The organism is Streptomyces sp. NRRL B-1140 (assembly GCF_001280065.1).
Classification (GTDB): domain Bacteria; phylum Actinomycetota; class Actinomycetes; order Streptomycetales; family Streptomycetaceae; genus Streptomyces.
In genome coordinates this window covers 335,440-352,071 of record NZ_LGEA01000001.1, presented here as the reverse complement: position 1 = coordinate 352,071, position 16,632 = coordinate 335,440, and the positions used below count along the sequence as shown (strand labels likewise).

The 16,632-nt window shown below is 72.0% G+C and carries 13 protein-coding genes; 8 read left to right on the top strand and 5 right to left on the bottom strand.

What is annotated here, in order from left to right; all coding sequences use genetic code 11:
• Positions 1–156 precede the first annotated feature (156 nt).
• The 4 genes from ADK65_RS01505 to argF all read left to right on the top strand — a co-directional run bounded on the left by ADK65_RS01505 (position 157) and on the right by argF (position 6,651).
• A complete protein-coding gene (locus ADK65_RS01505; protein WP_053667914.1) occupies positions 157–1,620 on the top strand; it encodes a 3' terminal RNA ribose 2'-O-methyltransferase Hen1 in 1,464 nt (487 codons plus the stop codon).
• On the top strand, positions 1,617–4,157 hold the full coding sequence (locus ADK65_RS01500; protein ID WP_053667913.1) for a polynucleotide kinase-phosphatase: 2,541 nt from the start codon (positions 1,617–1,619) through the stop codon (positions 4,155–4,157). Before ADK65_RS01505 ends, ADK65_RS01500 begins: the two co-directional genes overlap by 4 nt.
• Before the next feature lie 148 nt (positions 4,158–4,305).
• Positions 4,306–5,529: an arginine deiminase gene (locus ADK65_RS01495; RefSeq protein ID WP_053667912.1), complete on the top strand. Its 1,224-nt coding sequence runs from the start codon at positions 4,306–4,308 to the stop codon at positions 5,527–5,529.
• A 114-nt stretch (positions 5,530–5,643) separates the two neighbouring features.
• Positions 5,644–6,651, top strand: coding sequence for an ornithine carbamoyltransferase (gene argF, locus ADK65_RS01490; RefSeq protein ID WP_053667911.1), 1,008 nt, complete (start codon positions 5,644–5,646; stop codon positions 6,649–6,651).
• A 19-nt stretch (positions 6,652–6,670) separates the two neighbouring features.
• Here argF and ADK65_RS01485 read toward each other — a convergent pair whose 3' ends face one another.
• Positions 6,671–7,138 carry an ATP-binding protein gene (locus ADK65_RS01485; protein ID WP_053667910.1) on the bottom strand — a complete coding sequence of 156 codons (468 nt, stop codon included), beginning with the start codon at positions 7,136–7,138 and terminating at the stop codon, positions 6,671–6,673.
• A gap of 309 nt (positions 7,139–7,447) precedes the next feature.
• Here ADK65_RS01485 and ADK65_RS01480 point away from each other — a divergent pair, with 309 nt between their 5' ends.
• From ADK65_RS01480 to ADK65_RS01465, 4 genes are all read left to right on the top strand, one after another.
• Positions 7,448–8,275, top strand: a complete 828-nt coding sequence (locus tag ADK65_RS01480) for an enoyl-CoA hydratase family protein (RefSeq protein WP_053667909.1) — start codon at positions 7,448–7,450, stop codon at positions 8,273–8,275.
• A complete protein-coding gene (locus ADK65_RS01475; RefSeq protein WP_053667908.1) occupies positions 8,260–10,635 on the top strand; it encodes a bifunctional salicylyl-CoA 5-hydroxylase/oxidoreductase in 2,376 nt (791 codons plus the stop codon). The genes ADK65_RS01480 and ADK65_RS01475 overlap by 16 nt, the downstream gene beginning before the upstream one ends.
• Positions 10,636–10,645: 10 nt before the next feature.
• Positions 10,646–11,596, top strand: coding sequence for an RNA polymerase sigma factor SigJ (gene sigJ / locus ADK65_RS01470; RefSeq protein ID WP_053667907.1), 951 nt, complete (start codon positions 10,646–10,648; stop codon positions 11,594–11,596).
• Between the two features lie 114 nt (positions 11,597–11,710).
• Positions 11,711–12,925: an NAD(P)/FAD-dependent oxidoreductase gene (locus ADK65_RS01465; RefSeq protein ID WP_053667906.1), complete on the top strand. Its 1,215-nt coding sequence runs from the start codon at positions 11,711–11,713 to the stop codon at positions 12,923–12,925.
• A gap of 21 nt (positions 12,926–12,946) precedes the next feature.
• Here the strand turns inward: ADK65_RS01465 and ADK65_RS01460 are convergent, their stop codons facing one another.
• From ADK65_RS01460 to ADK65_RS01445, 4 genes are all read right to left on the bottom strand, one after another.
• A complete protein-coding gene (locus ADK65_RS01460) occupies positions 12,947–14,029 on the bottom strand; it encodes an ABC transporter ATP-binding protein (protein ID WP_053667905.1) in 1,083 nt (360 codons plus the stop codon).
• The gene (gene modB, locus ADK65_RS01455) at positions 14,026–14,877 is read right to left on the bottom strand and encodes a molybdate ABC transporter permease subunit (protein ID WP_053667904.1); all 852 of its coding nucleotides are present in this window, start codon (positions 14,875–14,877) and stop codon (positions 14,026–14,028) included. Before modB ends, ADK65_RS01460 begins: the two co-directional genes overlap by 4 nt.
• Positions 14,874–15,692, bottom strand: a complete 819-nt coding sequence (modA, locus tag ADK65_RS01450) for a molybdate ABC transporter substrate-binding protein (protein WP_053667903.1) — start codon at positions 15,690–15,692, stop codon at positions 14,874–14,876. The genes modB and modA overlap by 4 nt, the downstream gene beginning before the upstream one ends.
• A gap of 133 nt (positions 15,693–15,825) precedes the next feature.
• A complete protein-coding gene (locus ADK65_RS01445) occupies positions 15,826–16,617 on the bottom strand; it encodes a ribonuclease BN (RefSeq protein ID WP_420708938.1) in 792 nt (263 codons plus the stop codon).
• Between the last annotated feature and the right edge of the window lie 15 nt (positions 16,618–16,632).

Here is a 16,632-nt window from a genome sequence, read left to right as displayed (position 1 = left end):
CCGCCCCACCGAGCCGCCCTCGATAACCGAAGGCGCTGGTGGGCACAGGTGTGCGAAGCTGTGGACGTCGTCCTGCCGAGCCCCCAGGATCACCCTTCCTGGGGGCTCTCGCGCGTACGGCACCGAACCGTCCACCCAGCCGGAGAGGCCCTCCGCATGTTCCTGACGATCACGACCACCGGCACGCCGGAACGCCCCGCCACCGACCTCGGCTACCTGCTGCACAAGCATCCCGACAAGGCGCAGGCGTTCTCCACCTCCTACGGCACGGCCCACGTCCTCTACCCCGAGGCCGAGGCCGGGCGCTGCACGGCGGCGCTGCTGCTGGAGGTCGACGCGGTGGCACTGGTCAGGCGCGGCAAGGGCAAGGGTCGAGGCGGTGCCCCCGACGCGGCACTCGCGCAGTACGTCAACGACCGCCCCTACGCGGCCTCCTCGCTGCTCGCCGTGGCGTTGAGCAGCGTTTTCTCCAGCGCGATGAAGGGCGTCTGCAACGCCCGGCCGGAGCTGCCCGGCCAGGTCAGGCCGTTGCGGGTCGAGGTGCCCGCGCTGCCCGCCCGGGGTGGCCCGGACCTCGTACGGAAGCTCTTCGAGCCGCTCGGCTGGACCGTCACCGCCGAACCGGTGGCACTGGACACCGAGTTCCCCGAGTGGGGCGACTCGCGGTACGTGAGCCTCGTGCTGGAGTCGGACGCGCTCACCCTCGCCGAGGCCCTGCGCCACCTCTACGTCCTGCTCCCCGTCCTGGACGACGCCAAGCACTACTGGGTCGCCCCCGACGAGGTCGACAAGCTGCTGCGCGTCGGAGAGGGCTGGCTGCCCGGCCACCCGGAGCAGCGGCTGATCACCAGCCGCTACCTCTCGCGCCGCTGGGCGCTGACCCGGCAGGCCACCGAGCGTCTGGAGCTGGTGCGTCTCGCGGAGACCGACGACAGTGACGTCGAGGAGATCGACAACGCGGTCGAGTCGGAGACGGAGGCGGAGGAGAAGCCGACCCCGCTGGCCGTGCAGCGCCGCGAGGCGATCGTCACGGCACTGCGGCAGTCCGGAGCCGCCCGGGTCCTCGACCTCGGCTGCGGACAGGGCCAGTTGGTGCAGACGCTGCTCAAGGACCCGGTGTTCACGGAGATCGTGGGCGTGGACGTGTCGATGCGGGCGCTCACCATCGCCTCCCGGCGGCTCAAGCTGGACCGCATGGGCGAGCGGCAGGCCTCGCGCGTCCAGCTCTTCCAGGGCTCCCTCGCGTACACCGACGTCCGGCTCAAGGGCTACGACGCCGCCGTGCTCAGCGAGGTGATCGAGCACCTCGACCTGCCCCGGCTGCCCGCCCTGGAGTACGCGGTGTTCGGTTCCGCGCGTCCGAGGACGGTCCTCGTGACCACCCCGAACGTCGAGTACAACGTGCGCTGGGAGTCCCTCCCGGCCGGCCACGTCCGGCACGGCGACCACCGCTTCGAGTGGACCCGCGCCGAATTCCGCGCCTGGGCCGAGACGGTGGCCGAACGGCACGGCTACGGCGTCGAGTTCCTCGCCGTGGGTCCCGACGACCCCGAGGTGGGCCCGCCCACCCAGATGGCCGTGTTCACGATGACCAGCCCGAAGGAGGCGAAGGCGGCATGACCGACGAGACACAGGGGCGCGTGCTGCCCGTCACCGACCTGTCCCTGGTGGTGCTGGTCGGGGCGTCCGGCTCCGGCAAGTCCACCTTCGCCCGCAGGCACTTCAAGCCCACCGAGGTCATCTCCTCCGACTTCTGCCGCGGCCTCGTCTCGGACGACGAGAACGACCAGAGCGCCACCAAGGACGCCTTCGACGTCCTGCACTACATCGCGGGCAAGCGCCTGGCCGCCGGACGCCGCACCGTCGTGGACGCGACCAGTGTGCAGTCCGACGCCCGCCGTCAGCTGATCGACCTGGCCAAGAGGTACGACGTGCTGCCGATCGCGATCGTGCTCGACGTGCCCGAGGAGGTGTGCGCCGAACGCAACGCGACCCGCACCGACCGTGCCGACATGCCCCGACGGGTCATCCACCGCCACACCCGCGAACTGCGCCGCTCCCTGAGGCACCTGGAGCGCGAGGGCTTCCGCAAGGTGCACATCCTGCGGGGCGTGGACGAGGTCGAGCACGCCAGGGTCGTCACCGAGAAGCGCTTCAACGACCTGACCCACCTGACCGGCCCGTTCGACATCATCGGCGACATCCACGGCTGCGCCGCCGAACTGGAGGCGCTGCTGGCCAAGCTGGGCTACGTCGACGGCGTCCACCCCGAGGGCCGCACGGCCGTCTTCGTCGGCGACCTGGTCGACCGCGGCCCGGACAGCCCCGGCGTGCTGCGGCGCGTGATGGCGATGGTGAAGTCCGGCAACGCCCTGTGCGTGCCCGGCAACCACGAGAACAAGTACGGCCGCCACCTGCGCGGCCGCAACGTCCAGCACACCCACGGCCTCGCCGAGACCATCGAGCAGATGGCGGGCGAGAGCGAGGAGTTCGTCGCCGAGGTACGGGAGTTCCTCGACGGTCTGGTCAGCCACTACGTCCTCGACGGCGGCCGGCTGGTCGTCTGCCACGCCGGTCTGCCCGAGAAGTACCACGGCCGCACCTCCGGCAGGGTCCGCAGCCACGCCCTGTACGGCGACACCACCGGGGAGACCGACGAGTTCGGGCTGCCGGTGCGCTACCCGTGGGCGGAGGACTACCGGGGCCGGGCCGCGGTCGTCTACGGCCACACGCCCGTACCGGAGGCGACCTGGCTCAACAACACCATCTGCCTGGACACCGGCGCGGTCTTCGGCGGCAAGCTCACCGCGCTGCGCTGGCCGGAGCGCGAGCTGGCCGACGTCCCGGCGGAGCAGGTCTGGTACGAGCCGGCGAAGCCGCTGCGCTCCGAGGCGCCCGGCGGGCAGGACGGCCGCCCGCTGGACCTGGCGGACGTGCGGGGCCGCCGGGTCGTGGAGACCCGGCACCAGGGCCGCGTCGCGGTCCGCGAGGAGAACGCGGCGGCGGCTCTTGAGGTCATGAGCCGCTTCGCGGTGGACCCGCGTCTGCTGCCGTACCTCCCGCCGACCATGGCCCCGACCGCCACGTCCCACGTGGAGGGCTACCTGGAGCACCCGGCGGAGGCGTTCGCCCAGTACGAGGAGGACGGTGTCGCGCGGGTCGTGTGCGAGGAGAAGCACATGGGGTCGCGGGCGGTGGCCCTGGTGTGCCGGGACGCGGAGGCGGCGCGCAGGCGCTTCGGAGTGGACGGTCCCACGGGTTCCCTCTACACCCGCACCGGACGTCCCTTCCTGGACGACGCCGCCCTCACCGAGGAGATCCTCGACCGGGTGCGCTCGTCGATCGGCGAGGCCGGTCTCTGGGACGAGCTGGAGACGGACTGGCTGCTGCTGGACGCCGAGCTGATGCCCTGGTCGCTGAAGGCGTCCGGGCTGCTGCGGTCGCAGTACGCCGCGGTGGGCGCCGCGTCCGGCGCGGTGCTCCCGCGGGCGCTGGCCGCCCTCCAGGGTGCGGCGGCGCGCGGCGTGGACGTGGCAGGACTCCTGTCCCGCACCGGTGAACGCGCCACGGACGCCGCCGCGTTCACCGAGGCGTACCGCCGCTACTGCTGGACCACCGACGGCCTGGACGGCGTGCGCCTGGCGCCGTTCCAGATCCTCGCCGTGCAGGGACGCAACCTCGCCGGACTGCCGCACGACGAGCAGCTCGCCCTGCTCGACCGGCTCGTCGAGCACGACGGCAGCGGCCTGCTGCAGACCACCCGCCGGCTCTACGTCGACACCGCCGACCCGGAGTCGGTCCGGGCCGGCATCGACTGGTGGCTGGAGATGACCGGCCGCGGCGGCGAGGGCATGGTCGTCAAGCCCGTCGGCGCGGTGGCCCGCGACAGCCAGGGCCGGCTGGTGCAGCCGGGCATCAAGTGCCGCGGCCGCGAGTACCTGCGGATCATCTACGGTCCGGAGTACACGCGCCCGGAGAACCTCGCCCGGCTGCGCTCGCGGTTCCTCAACCACAAGCGGTCCCTGGCGATCCGCGAGTACGCCCTGGGCCTGGAGGCCCTGGACCGGCTGGCCGGGGGCGAGCCGCTGTGGCGGGTGCACGAGGCGGTGTTCGGGGTGCTGGCACTGGAGTCGGAGCCGGTGGACCCGCGGCTGTGAACGGGTGGGCGACGGTGTGGCCGTCGCCCACTCCCACTCGCCACCGCGCACCCCGCCCCGCCCGTTGTCGTCATCCGGACACGAACAGAAGTGCGCCGAAACATGCGGGGTGCGCGTCAACCCGGGCCCGGGCGGTCAGGATGGAGGCATGGCATACCACGTCCACTCCGAGGCCGGGCGGCTGCGCCGCGTCATCCTGCACCGGCCCGATCTCGAGCTCAAAAGGCTCACCCCCAGCAACAAGACCTCGCTGCTCTTCGACGACGTGCTGTGGGTGCGCAGGGCCCGCGCCGAGCACGACGGGTTCGCCGACGTCCTGCGGGACCGCGGTGTCGCCGTCCACCTCTTCGGTGACCTGCTGGCCGAGACGCTCGAGGTCCCGGCGGCCAGATCCCTCGTCCTGGACAGAGTCTTCGACGAGAAGGAGTACGGCCCGCTGGCCACCGACCCGCTCAGAGCCGCCTTCGAGAACCTGCCCGCGCCCGACCTGGCCGAGGTCCTGATCGGCGGCATGACCAAACGCGAGTTCCTGGACCAGAACCCCGAGCCGACCTCGGTGCGCTTCCACGTCATGGAGCTGGACGACTTCCTGCTGGGCCCGCTGCCCAACCACCTCTTCACCCGCGACACCTCCGCCTGGATCTACGACGGGGTGTCCATCAACGCGATGCGCTGGCCGGCCCGGCAGCGCGAGACCGTGCACTTCGAGGCGATCTACCGGCACCACCCGCTGTTCCGCGACGAGACGTTCCACGAGTGGTCCAAGGGGCAGGCCGACTACCCGTCGACCATCGAGGGCGGGGACGTGCTGGTCATCGGCAACGGGGCCGTGCTCATCGGCATGAGCGAGCGCACCACCCCGCAGGCCGTGGAGATGCTCGCGCACAAGCTGTTCGCCGCCGGGTCCGCCGAGACGATCGTGGCCCTCGACATGCCCAAGCGGCGTGCCTTCATGCACCTCGACACCGTGATGACGATGGTCGACGGCGACACCTTCACCCAGTACGCGGGCCTCGGCATGCTCCGCTCGTACACCATCGAGCCGGGTGTCGGCGAGAAGGAGCTGAAGGTCACCGACCACCCGCCGGAGCACATGCACCGCGCGATCGCCGCGGCCCTCGGTCTGAACGAGATCCGTGTGCTGACCGCCACCCAGGACGTGCACGCGGCCGAACGCGAGCAGTGGGACGACGGCTGCAACGTGCTCGCCGTCGAACCCGGGGTCGTGGTCGCCTACGAGCGGAACTCCACCACCAACACCCACCTGCGCAAACAGGGCATCGAGGTGATAGAGATCCCGGGGAGCGAGCTGGGCCGGGGCCGGGGTGGGCCGCGGTGCATGAGCTGCCCGGTCGAACGTGACCCCGTGTAGCAGGCCCCTGGGGCCCGTGCCCTGAACCCCGCTCCGACAGGCCCTCGTATATACATGCTGAGGTTCGTATAGTATTCCAGAAGTTCTGTGTCCCCGTATCCCTGGAGCGCCCCCATGGCGACTGTCCCGACCGCCCTCGCCGGCCGCCATCTCCTCAAAGAGCTGGACTTCACCGAGGACGAGTTCCGCGCTCTGGTCGAGCTGGCCGCCGACCTCAAGGCCGCCAAGAAGGGCGGCATCGAACCCCGGTACCTCCAGGGCCGGAACATCGCGCTGATCTTCGAGAAGACCTCCACCCGCACCCGCTGCGCGTTCGAGGTCGCGGCCGCCGACCAGGGCGCCTCGACCACGTACCTCGACCCCTTCGGCTCCCAGATCGGGCACAAGGAGTCGGTCAAGGACACCGCGCGGGTGCTGGGCCGGATGTACGACGCGATCGAGTACCGGGGCGACAGTCAGCGGAAGGTGGAGGAGCTGGCGGCGCACGCCGGTGTCCCCGTCTACAACGGACTCACCGACGACTGGCACCCCACCCAGATGCTCGCCGACGTGCTGACCATGACCGAGCACTGCGCCAAGCCGCTGGGCGAGGTCTCCTTCGCCTACCTCGGCGACGCCCGTTTCAACATGGGCAACTCCTACCTGGTCACCGGTGCCCTGCTCGGCATGGACGTACGGCTCGTCGCGCCGAAGGAGTACTGGCCGGCCGAGGAGATCGTCGACCGGGCCCGCGCGCTCGCCGTGACCAGCGGCGCCCGCATCACGCTCACCGAGACCGTGGACGAGGGTGTCCGTGGCGCCGACTTCGTCGCCACGGACGTCTGGGTCTCCATGGGTGAGCCGAAGGAGGTCTGGGCCGAGCGCATCACCGCGCTCGCTCCCTATGCCGTGACCATGGACGTCCTGCGCGCCACCGGCAACCCGGACGTGAAGTTCCTGCACTGCCTGCCCGCCTTCCACGACCTCGGCACCAGGGTCGGGCAGGAGATCCACGCGGCCTACGGTCTGGAGTACCTGGAGGTCTCCGACGAGGTCTTCGAGTCGGCCCACTCGGTCGTCTTCGACGAGGCGGAGAACCGGATGCACACCATCAAGGCGGTCATGGTGGCCACCCTGGCCTGAACGGGCCCGGTGGCGAGTGTCACACCGACCGGCGCCGCTGAGCCGGCACCGCGGACAGCCTGAACCAGACCGCCTTGCCCGACTCGGTCGGCCGGTGCCCGCAGGAGGAGCTCAGGGCGCGGATCAGCAGCAGCCCGCGTCCGTGCTCCTGCCAGGGGTCGGGTGGTCCACCGGCCGGACACGTGAGGTCGCCGGGCGGGGCCGGGTCGGTGTCGTGCACCTCCACCTGGCAGCCCGACGGCATCAGCTCCACGACCAGCTCTATCGGCGTCTCGCCCGTGGTGTGCTCCACGGCGTTGGCCACGAGCTCCGCCGTCAGCAGCTCCGCGGTGTCGCAGTCCGCCCCGTGGTCCAGCTCGGTCAGCGCCGTACGGACCAGGGCGCGAGCCACGGGCACCGCCGCTGCGGTGTGCGGCAGCGCGATGCGCCAGGAGGCGGGGGCTGAGGGGAGTTCGTACAAGGCGGGTCCGTTCATGGAGCAGGACATCCTGCTTTCAACCTGATGAATGGTACGGCGCCGCTCTCCGGAGGCGTCCGAGGGGCACCGTCGGAGGCGCCCTTGCCCCCGTGCCGGACGGCTTACCCAGGTGAACGCGCCGCCGCGCACCGCTGCTCCCGCCGTTACGCCGGTGTGGACGATCTGTGACGGATGTGACCGGGCCGGGTCGCGCCGGGCCGGTCACCGAAGTCCTACCCGTACGGTCTATCGCGCACTCATGACGGCAGTCACGGATGAGTGATAACTTCGTGGGGTAGAGCTCAGTGAGGCAGTGCCCGCCCGAGGAGGCCGCACGTCATGAGTCCCTTCACCGGCTCCGCCGCCCGCACCTCCGGCTGGGAGCATCTGCGCGTCGAGACCGACGACGGCGTCGCGACCGTCACCCTCGCCCGCCCCGAGAAGCTCAACGCGCTCACCTTCGGCGCCTACGCCGACCTGCGCGACCTGCTCGCGGAACTGTCCCGTGAGCGGTCCGTACGGGCTCTGGTGCTGGCCGGCGAGGGCCGCGGCTTCTGCTCCGGCGGCGACGTCGACGAGATCATCGGCGCGACGCTCGGCATGGACACCGCGCGACTGCTGGACTTCAACCGGATGACCGGCCAGGTGGTCCGCGCGATCCGGGAGTGCCCGTTCCCGGTGATCGCGTCACTCCACGGTGTGGCGGCGGGCGCCGGAGCGGTCCTCGCCCTGGCCGCGGACTTTCGGGTCGCCGACCCCACCGCCCGCTTCGCGTTCCTCTTCACGCGCGTCGGCCTCTCCGGCGGTGACATGGGCGCGGCCTACCTCCTGCCCCGGGTCGTCGGCCTGGGTCACGCGACCCGTCTGCTGATGCTGGGCGACCCGGTCCGCGCCCTGGAGGCGGAGCGCATCGGCCTGATCAGCGAACTGACGGAGGAAGGCGCCTCCGACAAGGCCGCACAACAGCTGGCCCGCCGCCTGGCAGAGGGCCCGGCCCTCGCGTACGCCCAGACCAAGGCACTCCTGACGGCCGAGCTGGACATGCCCCTGGCCGCCTCGGTGGAACTCGACGCCTCCACACAGGCGCTCTTGATGACCGGCGAGGACTACGCCGAGTTCCATGCCGCGTTCACGGAAAAGCGCCCTCCCAAATGGAGCGGACGGTGAGCGTGACGCGTTCGGGGGCGCGGGGAACTGCGCGAACGGCCACCGACGACCCGCACCGGCACACCGAGCCGGATGAACCACTGCGCGTCGCGATCATCGGCGGCGGCCCCGGCGGCCTCTACGCCGCCGCCCTCCTCAAACGCCTCGACCCGCAACGGCACATCACCGTCTGGGAACGCAACGCCCCCGACGACACCTTCGGCTTCGGCGTGGTCCTCTCCGACGAAACCCTCGGCGGCATCGAGCACGCCGACCCGAAGGTCTACGAGGCCCTCCGGCACGACTTCGTACGCTGGGACGACATCGACATCGTCCACCGCGGCAACCGCCACACCTCCTCAGGACACGGCTTCGCCGCCCTGGGGCGCAAGCGGCTGCTCGAGATCCTCCACACCCGCTGTCGCGACCTCGGCGTCGACCTCCGCTTCCACACCGAGGCCCCGCAGGACCTGCCGCACACCCACGACCTGGTCATCGCCGCCGACGGCGTCCACAGCACCACCCGCGAGAAGCACGCGGACGTCTTCCGCCCTCGGGTGACGACCCACCGCTGCCGCTACATCTGGCTCGCCGCCGACTTCCCCTTCGACTCCTTCCGCTTCGAGATCGCCGAGACCGAGCACGGCGTCATGCAGCTCCACGGCTACCCCTACGCCACCGACGCCTCGACGGTGATCATCGAGATGCGCGAAGAGGTCTGGCACGCGGCCGGATTCGACGAACTCGGCGAGGCGGAGTCGATCGGGCGTTGCGCCAAGATCTTCGCGGAGGCGCTCCGCGGCCGTCCCCTGAAGTCGAACAACTCCACCTGGACGACGTTCCGCACGGTGGTCGGCGACCGCTGGTCGCACGGCAACGTCGTCCTCCTCGGGGACGCCGCCCACACCGCCCACTTCTCCATCGGCTCCGGCACCAAACTCGCCGTCGAGGACGCGCTCGCCCTGGCCGCCTGCCTGGAGGAGCGGGGCTCGCTGCCCGAGGCCCTGGCCGCCTACGAGGCGGAGCGGCGACCGGTCGTCGCCTCCACGCAGCGCGCGGCCCGGGCCAGCCTGGAGTGGTTCGAGAACCTCCCCCTGTACGTGGACCAACCGCCCCGTCAGTTCGCCTTCAACCTGCTCACCCGCAGCCGCCGCGTCACGCACGACAACCTGCGGCTGCGCGACCCACGCTTCACACAGAAGGTGGAACACGAGTTCGGCTGCCCGCCCGGCACGCCTCCCATGTTCACGCCGTTCCGGCTGCGCGGCCTGACCCTGCGCAACCGGGTCGTCGTCTCACCCATGGACATGTACTCGGCCGTCGACGGTGTCCCCGGCGACTTCCACCTGGTCCACCTGGGGGCCCGGGCGCTGGGCGGGGCCGGACTGGTGATGACCGAGATGGTGTGCGTCAGCGAGGAGGGCCGGATCACGCCCGGCTGCGCCGGCCTCTACACCGGCCGGCAGGCGGAGGCCTGGAAGCGGATCGCGAACTTCGTGCACGCTCGGGCGCCCGGCACCGCCCTCGGCGTGCAGCTCGGCCACAGCGGCCGCAAGGGTTCCACGAAACCGATGTGGGAGGGCATGGACGAGCCGCTGGAGGAGGGCAACTGGCCGCTCGTGGCCCCCTCGGCGCTCCCGTACAAGCCGTTCAGTCAGACGCCGCGCGAGTTGTCCCGCGCCCAACTGACGGACATCCGCGAGCAGTTCACGGCGTCCGCGGTCCGTGCCGCCCGGGCCGGCTTCGACCTGCTCGAACTGCACTGCGCGCACGGCTACCTGCTGTCCGGCTTCCTCTCCCCGCTGACCAACCGGCGCACCGACGCCTACGGCGGCTCCCTGGAGAAGCGGCTGCGCTTCCCCCTGGAGGTCTTCGACGCCGTACGGAACGTGTGGCCGGGGGAGCGGCCCATGACCGTCCGTGTCTCCGCCACCGACTGGGCCGAGGGCGGCACGAGTGCCGAGGACGCCGTCGAGATCGCCCGGGCCTTCGCCGCGCACGGCGCCGACGCCATCGACGTGTCGACGGGTCAGGTCGTGGCGGACGAACGGCCGGAGTACGGGCGGTCGTACCAGACACCGTTCGCCGACCGCATCCGCCACGCCACCGGCATCCCGGTGATCGCGGTCGGGGCGATCTCCAGCTGGGACGACGTGAACTCCCTGATCCTCGCGGGCCGCACCGACCTCTGCGCTCTCGCCCGCCCCCATCTCTACGACCCTCACTGGACCCTGCACGCCGCGGCCGAACAGGGTTACACGGGACCGGGCGCGCCCTGGCCGGCCCCGTACCGCGCGGGCAGCCGCCGCCCCCGGACGGGCCGCCTGGACGCCCCCAAACCACGACTTGATCTCGGAGGTGGTGACGCACCCGGCCGCTAGGATCCGTGGCATGCCCCTGACGCTGGACGACGTGGACCGGTTCGAAGCCTCCCGACCGCGCCTGGAGGCCGTGGCCTATCGGATGCTCGGGTCGGCGAGCGAAGCCGAGGACGCCGTCCAGGAGACGTTCCTGCGCTGGCAGGCCGCCGACACCGACCGCATCGAGGTCCCCGAGGCCTGGCTGACGAAGGTGCTCACCAACCTGTGCCTCAACCAGCTCACCTCGGCCCGGGCGCGGCGTGAGACCTATGTGGGGCAGTGGCTGCCCGAGCCGCTGCTCGCCGGGGACCCGATGCTGGGGCCCGCCGACACCGCCGAGCAGCGCGAGTCGGTCTCGTACGCGGTGCTCGTCCTGCTGGAGCGCCTCTCTCCGAACGAGCGCGCGGTGTACGTCCTGCGGGAGGCCTTCGACTACCCGCACCGCGAGATCGCGGAGATCCTCGACATCACCGAGGCCTCCAGCCAGCAGATCTTCCACCGGGCGAAGAAACACGTCGCGGACGGCAGGGCCCGCACCCGCACCGAGATCGACGAGGCCGCAGCCCGGCGGATCATCGACGAGTTCCTCGCGGCCGCCTCCAGCGGCCGGACCGAGCCGCTCGTGCAGCTGCTCACCGGGGACGCCGTCGCGGTCGGCGACGGCGGCGGGAAGGTCCCGGCCCGCGCCAGGGCGTTCGAGGGTGCTCTCGCGGTCGCGAAGTTCATGCGGGGCCTGTTCAAGCCCAGCTCCGCCAAGCGCGCCCTGGTCGGCGGCTCACCCGACGTCTACGCCTGGAGCGCCAACGGCGACCCCGCCCTCGTGGTGGTCCTCGACGGCCGGGTCATCGGCGTCATGTGCCTGGAGGTCGCCGACGACGGCATCATGGCGTTCCGCAACCAGGTCAACCCCGACAAGCTCGAACGCGCGACCCGCCTGTGGGCCGCAGGCGATCACGGGGAGCCCCTGCTCAGGGTCTTCTGATCCGACCTCTCGTGATGTGACGTGGATCACATCGCGCTTCTGTCAGGAAACGGCGGGCCGCCCGGTTCAAGAGGCGAACCCGCTGAAGACAGCCGTCATGACAGGAGTCACGCCATGCAGCACCGCATCGTCGTCCTCGGAGCCGGCTACACCGGAGCCACCGCCGCCGGGCGCCTCGCCAAGCGACTGCACCGCGAGGACGTAGCCATCACCCTCGTCAACGCCGAGCCCGACTTCGTCGAACGCGTCCGGATGCACCAGCTCGCCGCCGGCCAGGACCTCACGCCCCGGCCCTTCGGTGAGATGTTCGAGGGCACCGGCGTCGCACTCAAGCAGGGGAAGGTCGCCGCCGTCGACGTGGACCGCAGGACGGTCACCGTCGCCGCCCCCGACGCGACCGGGGAGGCGAAGGACGAGGAGCTGGGATACGACACCCTGGTCTACGCCCTCGGCAGCGGCTGGAACGACCAGGGTGTGCCCGGTACCGCCGAACACGCTTACGAGATCGCAAGCCGTCCCGGCGCGCTCCGGCTGCGCGAGCGTCTGGCCGGCCTGACCGCCGGAGAGTCCGTGGTCGTGGTCGGCGCAGGCCTCACCGGCATCGAGGCGTCGACCGAGATCGCCGAGGCCCGGCCGGACCTGGATGTCGCCCTCGCCGTCCGCGGCGGATTCGGCGACTGGCTCTCGCCCAAGGGCAGCGGACACCTGCGCAAGACCTTCGACCGGCTCGGCATCACCGTCCACGAGCACACCGCCGTGACCGCCGTCGGGGCCGACCGCGTCACCACCGCCGACGGCACGGTCCTCCCGGCCGCCGTCACCGTGTGGACCACGGGATTCGCCGTCCACCCGATCGCACAGGCCACCACCCTGGAGGTCTCCGGCACCGGCCGGATCGTCGTCGACCGGACCATGCGCTCGGTGTCGCACCCGGACGTGTACGCCGTCGGCGACGCGGCCCTGGCGATGGGCCCCGGGGACAAGCCGCTGCGGATGTCGTGCGCCTCGGGCGTCCCCTCCGCCTGGCAGGCCGCCGACGCCATCGCGGCCCGCCTGACGGGCCGGAAGGTCCCCAACGTGCCGGTGCGCTACTTCAACCAGTGCATCTCGCTGGGCCGCAAGGACGGCCTGATCCAGTACGTCACCGCCGACGACCGCGCGAAGCCCGCGGCCCTGACCGGCCGGCTCGCCGCCCTCTACAAGGAGATCATCTGCAAGGGCGCGGCCTGGGGCGTCGCCCACCCGACGGTCGTGCCGGTGCGGCGCCGCCGCGTCGTGCAGGAGACCGCCGTCGCCCCGGAGGGCGCGCCGGTCGGGACGGCGGCCTGACCCGTGGGGACGCCGGCCGTCTCAGACCGGGTAGGCGTGGGTCTGCGCCGCCTTCACGGTGGCCCAGACCTCCGCGCCCGGGTGGAGGCCGAGCTCGGCCGCCGCGACGGTCGTGAGGTCGGCCGCGAGGGGCAGTTCACCGGTGAGGTCGGCCCGGATCTGGTCGCCGTGGGTCTCCAGACCGGCCACCTCGCACCGCCACAGGTTGCGGGCGCTGGAGCCGGTGGGCCGCTCGCGGTGCAGGGTGACCGCGCTCGGCGGGAACGCCACGAAGACCGGGCCGGACAGGACCTCGGTGGTGGTGAGGGACGGCCCGTCGGCCAGCCGGACGGCGTGGCCGTCCGCCTCGCCCCGGTAGAGGTTCAGGCCGACCAGCCGCGCGATGTAGTCCGTGCGGGGGTGGCGGGCGATGTCGGCCGGAGTGCCCTCCTGCACGACCCGGCCGTGCTCCACCACCACCAGCCGGTCGGCCAGCACCATCGCGTCGAGCGGATCGTGGGTGACGAGCACGGCCACCGCCTCGAAATCGGCCAGATGGCGTCGCAGCCGGGCACGGACCTCCAGCCGGGTGCGGGCGTCCAGGGCCGCCAGCGGCTCGTCGAGCAACAGCAGCCGGGGCCGGGTCGCCAGGGCACGGGCGAGGGCGACGCGCTGGGCCTGCCCGCCGGAGAGCCTGCGCGGTTTGGCACCGCTGTGCGCCGCGAGACCCAGGCGCTCCAGCCACTCGGCGGCCTGCGCCCGGGCCTCGGCCTTGGTCGCGCCCTGGCAGCGCGGACCGAAGGCGACGTTGTCGAGGGCCGTGAGGTGGGGGAAGAGCAGATAGTCCTGGAAGACCACCCCGACCGGGCGGGCCTCCGGCGGCGTACGGTCCAGCTCCGTGCCGTCCAGCCGCAGATGGCCGTCGGTGAGCGGGGTCAGACCGGCCAGGGCCCGCAGCGCGGTGGTCTTGCCGGCGCCGTTGGGCCCGAGCAGAGCGACGACCTCGCCGGGCGCGGCGGTCAGCGCCACGTCGAGGCGGAAGCCGCCGCGGTCCACGACGAGCCGGGCGTCGAGCCCGTCCGCCACCGGGGCCGCGTGCGGGTCCTGTTCGTGGGTCTCGGTCATCCGGCACGCATCCAGCGGTCGCGCAAACCCGCCAGCACCGCGATCGACACGGCCAGCAGCACCAGGCTGAGGGCGATCGCGGCCTCCGGGTCGCTCTGCAGGGCCAGGTAGACGGCCAGGGGCATGGTCTGGGTGCGGCCGGGGAAGTTGCCCGCGAAGGTGATCGTCGCGCCGAACTCGCCCAGCGCCCGGGCCCAGGCCAGCACCGCGCCCGCCGCCACACCCGGCGCGATCAGCGGCAGCGTGACCCGGCGGAACGCGGTGAAGCGGGACGCGCCCAGCGTGGTGGCGGCCTCCTCGTAGCGCGGGTCGGCGGCCCGCAGGGTGCCCTCGACGCTGATGACGAGGAACGGCATCGCCACGAACGCCTCCGCGATCACGACGCCTGCCGTGGTGAAGGGCAGCGTGACCCCGAACCACGAGTCCAGCCACTGCCCGACGATGCCGTTGCGGCCGAGCGCCATCAGCAGCGCCACACCCCCGACGACCGGGGGCAGGACGAGGGGCAGGGTGACGAGGGCGCGCACGAGTCCGCGGCCGGGAAAGTCGACGCGGGCCAGCAGCCACGCCAGCGGCACGCCGACGACCAGGCTCACCGCGGTCGCCCCCGTGGCGCAGAGCAGGGACAGTCTGAGCGCCTGCCACACATCCGGGCTGGTCAGCTGCCCGGGCAGGCTGTGCCACGGGGTCCGCACGAGCAGGGCGACCAGCGGCACGGTCAGGAAGGCCAGGCCGGTCAGCGCGGGGATCAGCAGCGGCAGCGGGACGCCCCTGCGGACGCGCCGGCGCCGCGGGCGGCCCCGGAGGGTGCCGTCCGTGGCGCGGGGCCGGTCGGTGGGGTGGCTCACGGCTTGAGGAATCCGGCCCCGCTCAGGACCTTCTGGCCTTCGGCGGACCGCACCAGCGCGATGAACGCCTTGGCGGCCTCGGTGTTCCGCGCGTCCTTGAGCAGGGCGATCGGGTAGTCGTTGACGGCGTCGGCCGACTCGGGGAACTCCACGCCCTCCACCTTGTCACCCGCCGCCCGCACGTCCGTCCGGTAGACGACTGCGGCGTCGGCCTCCTTCAGCTCGACCTTGGTCAGCGCGGCCTTGACGTCCTGTTCGTAGGAGACGGGCGTGAGCTTCAGCCGGCTCGCGCCGAGGGCCTTCCGGGCGGCCGCGCCGCACGGCACCTCCTTGTCGCAGAGCACCACCTTCAGGTCCGGGCCGGTCAGGTCCCGGAGGCCGGTCACCTTGTGCGGGTTGCCCGGCAGGGTGGCGATCTCCAGTTTGTTGCGGACGAAGGTCGCGGGCGGCCCCGAGGCGTCTCCGGCACCGGTGACGATCTTCATCGTCTTGGGGCTGGCCGCGGCGAAGACGTCGGCCGGGGCGCCGCCGGTGATGCTCGCGGCGAGGGAGTCGCTGCCGCCGAAGCTGAAGGTGACCTTCGTGCCGGGGTGCTCCTTCTCGAACCGCTCGCCCAGCGTCGTGAAGCTCTCCTTCAGCGAGGCCGCGGCGAACACCGTCACCTCGCCGGAGAGCCTGCCCGTCCCGGAGGAGTCCGGTTTCGCCGAGGAGTCGGCACCGGAGGACGAGCAGCCACTCAGGGCCAGCAGGGCGGCGGTTCCCACGGCGGCCACCTGGAGCGGCCGTCGGGTCCGGCGCACGGTACGGGTCTTCACGGGTCTTCTCCCTCGGCTGGGCGTGCGCCGATGATAATGCCGCAGATGCGAGCCAAAACACCCCTGTCGATTCGCATGAGCGGCGGCTTGCACCCCCAGGGGCGGCATGTGCGTTTCTACGGAAGAGTGCGGTCTACCCGGTGCGGACCCGGTGCCCGTGGTGCTCCAGGGCCCAGCGGCCGAGGAGCGCCCCGCCGTAGACGACGAAGCCCACGCCGATGAGCCAGGACTCCACCACGAGGACGACGCCCATCGCTCCGTAGCTGATCGCGTTGGTGACGATGAGAGGGGTGAAGACGAAGTAGGAGAACATGCGCAGGCCGCCCAGCCCCAGCATGGTGGCCAGCGCGCCCGGGAGCAGATCGCGCCAGCGGACCTGCCCGCCCAGCAGGAAGCGCTGCCCCCACCAGAAGAACAGCACTCCGGACGCCGAGCTCAGCGCGATCCGCTCCGGTCCGGAGACGAGGCTGCGCGTCTGCACCTCCTGGTAGAGGTAGGCGGTCATCGCGATCATCCACACCGCCTGCCGCCACACGCGGTGCCAGGGACCCGAGGGCAGGCCCCAGATGCGCTCGTAGCCGTTCTGCACACTCCCGCCGAAGGCGACACCGAAGACGGCCAGCGCCACCCCGCCGAGCACGCTCGTGGTGCCGATGACCTTGCGCGGCGGGCTGATGATGTCCGTGAGCAGCCGTGCGGACCGCCCGGACAGCCCCATGCCGTCGGCCAGCCACGAGGCGAAACCGCCCCGTCCCAGGGGGTCGGCGGCGGCCACCACGATCAGCAGCGGCGCCAGCGTGACCAGCGCGAGCGTGGCGAACCCCGTGGCCCGGTGCATCAACTCCAGGTCGCGGCCCTGCCGCAGGAGGGTGTGCGCACCGGCCCGCCGCCACCCGCCGTGCACCGAGCGGCCCAGCCGTCTCACCGGAGCCGGTCCGCG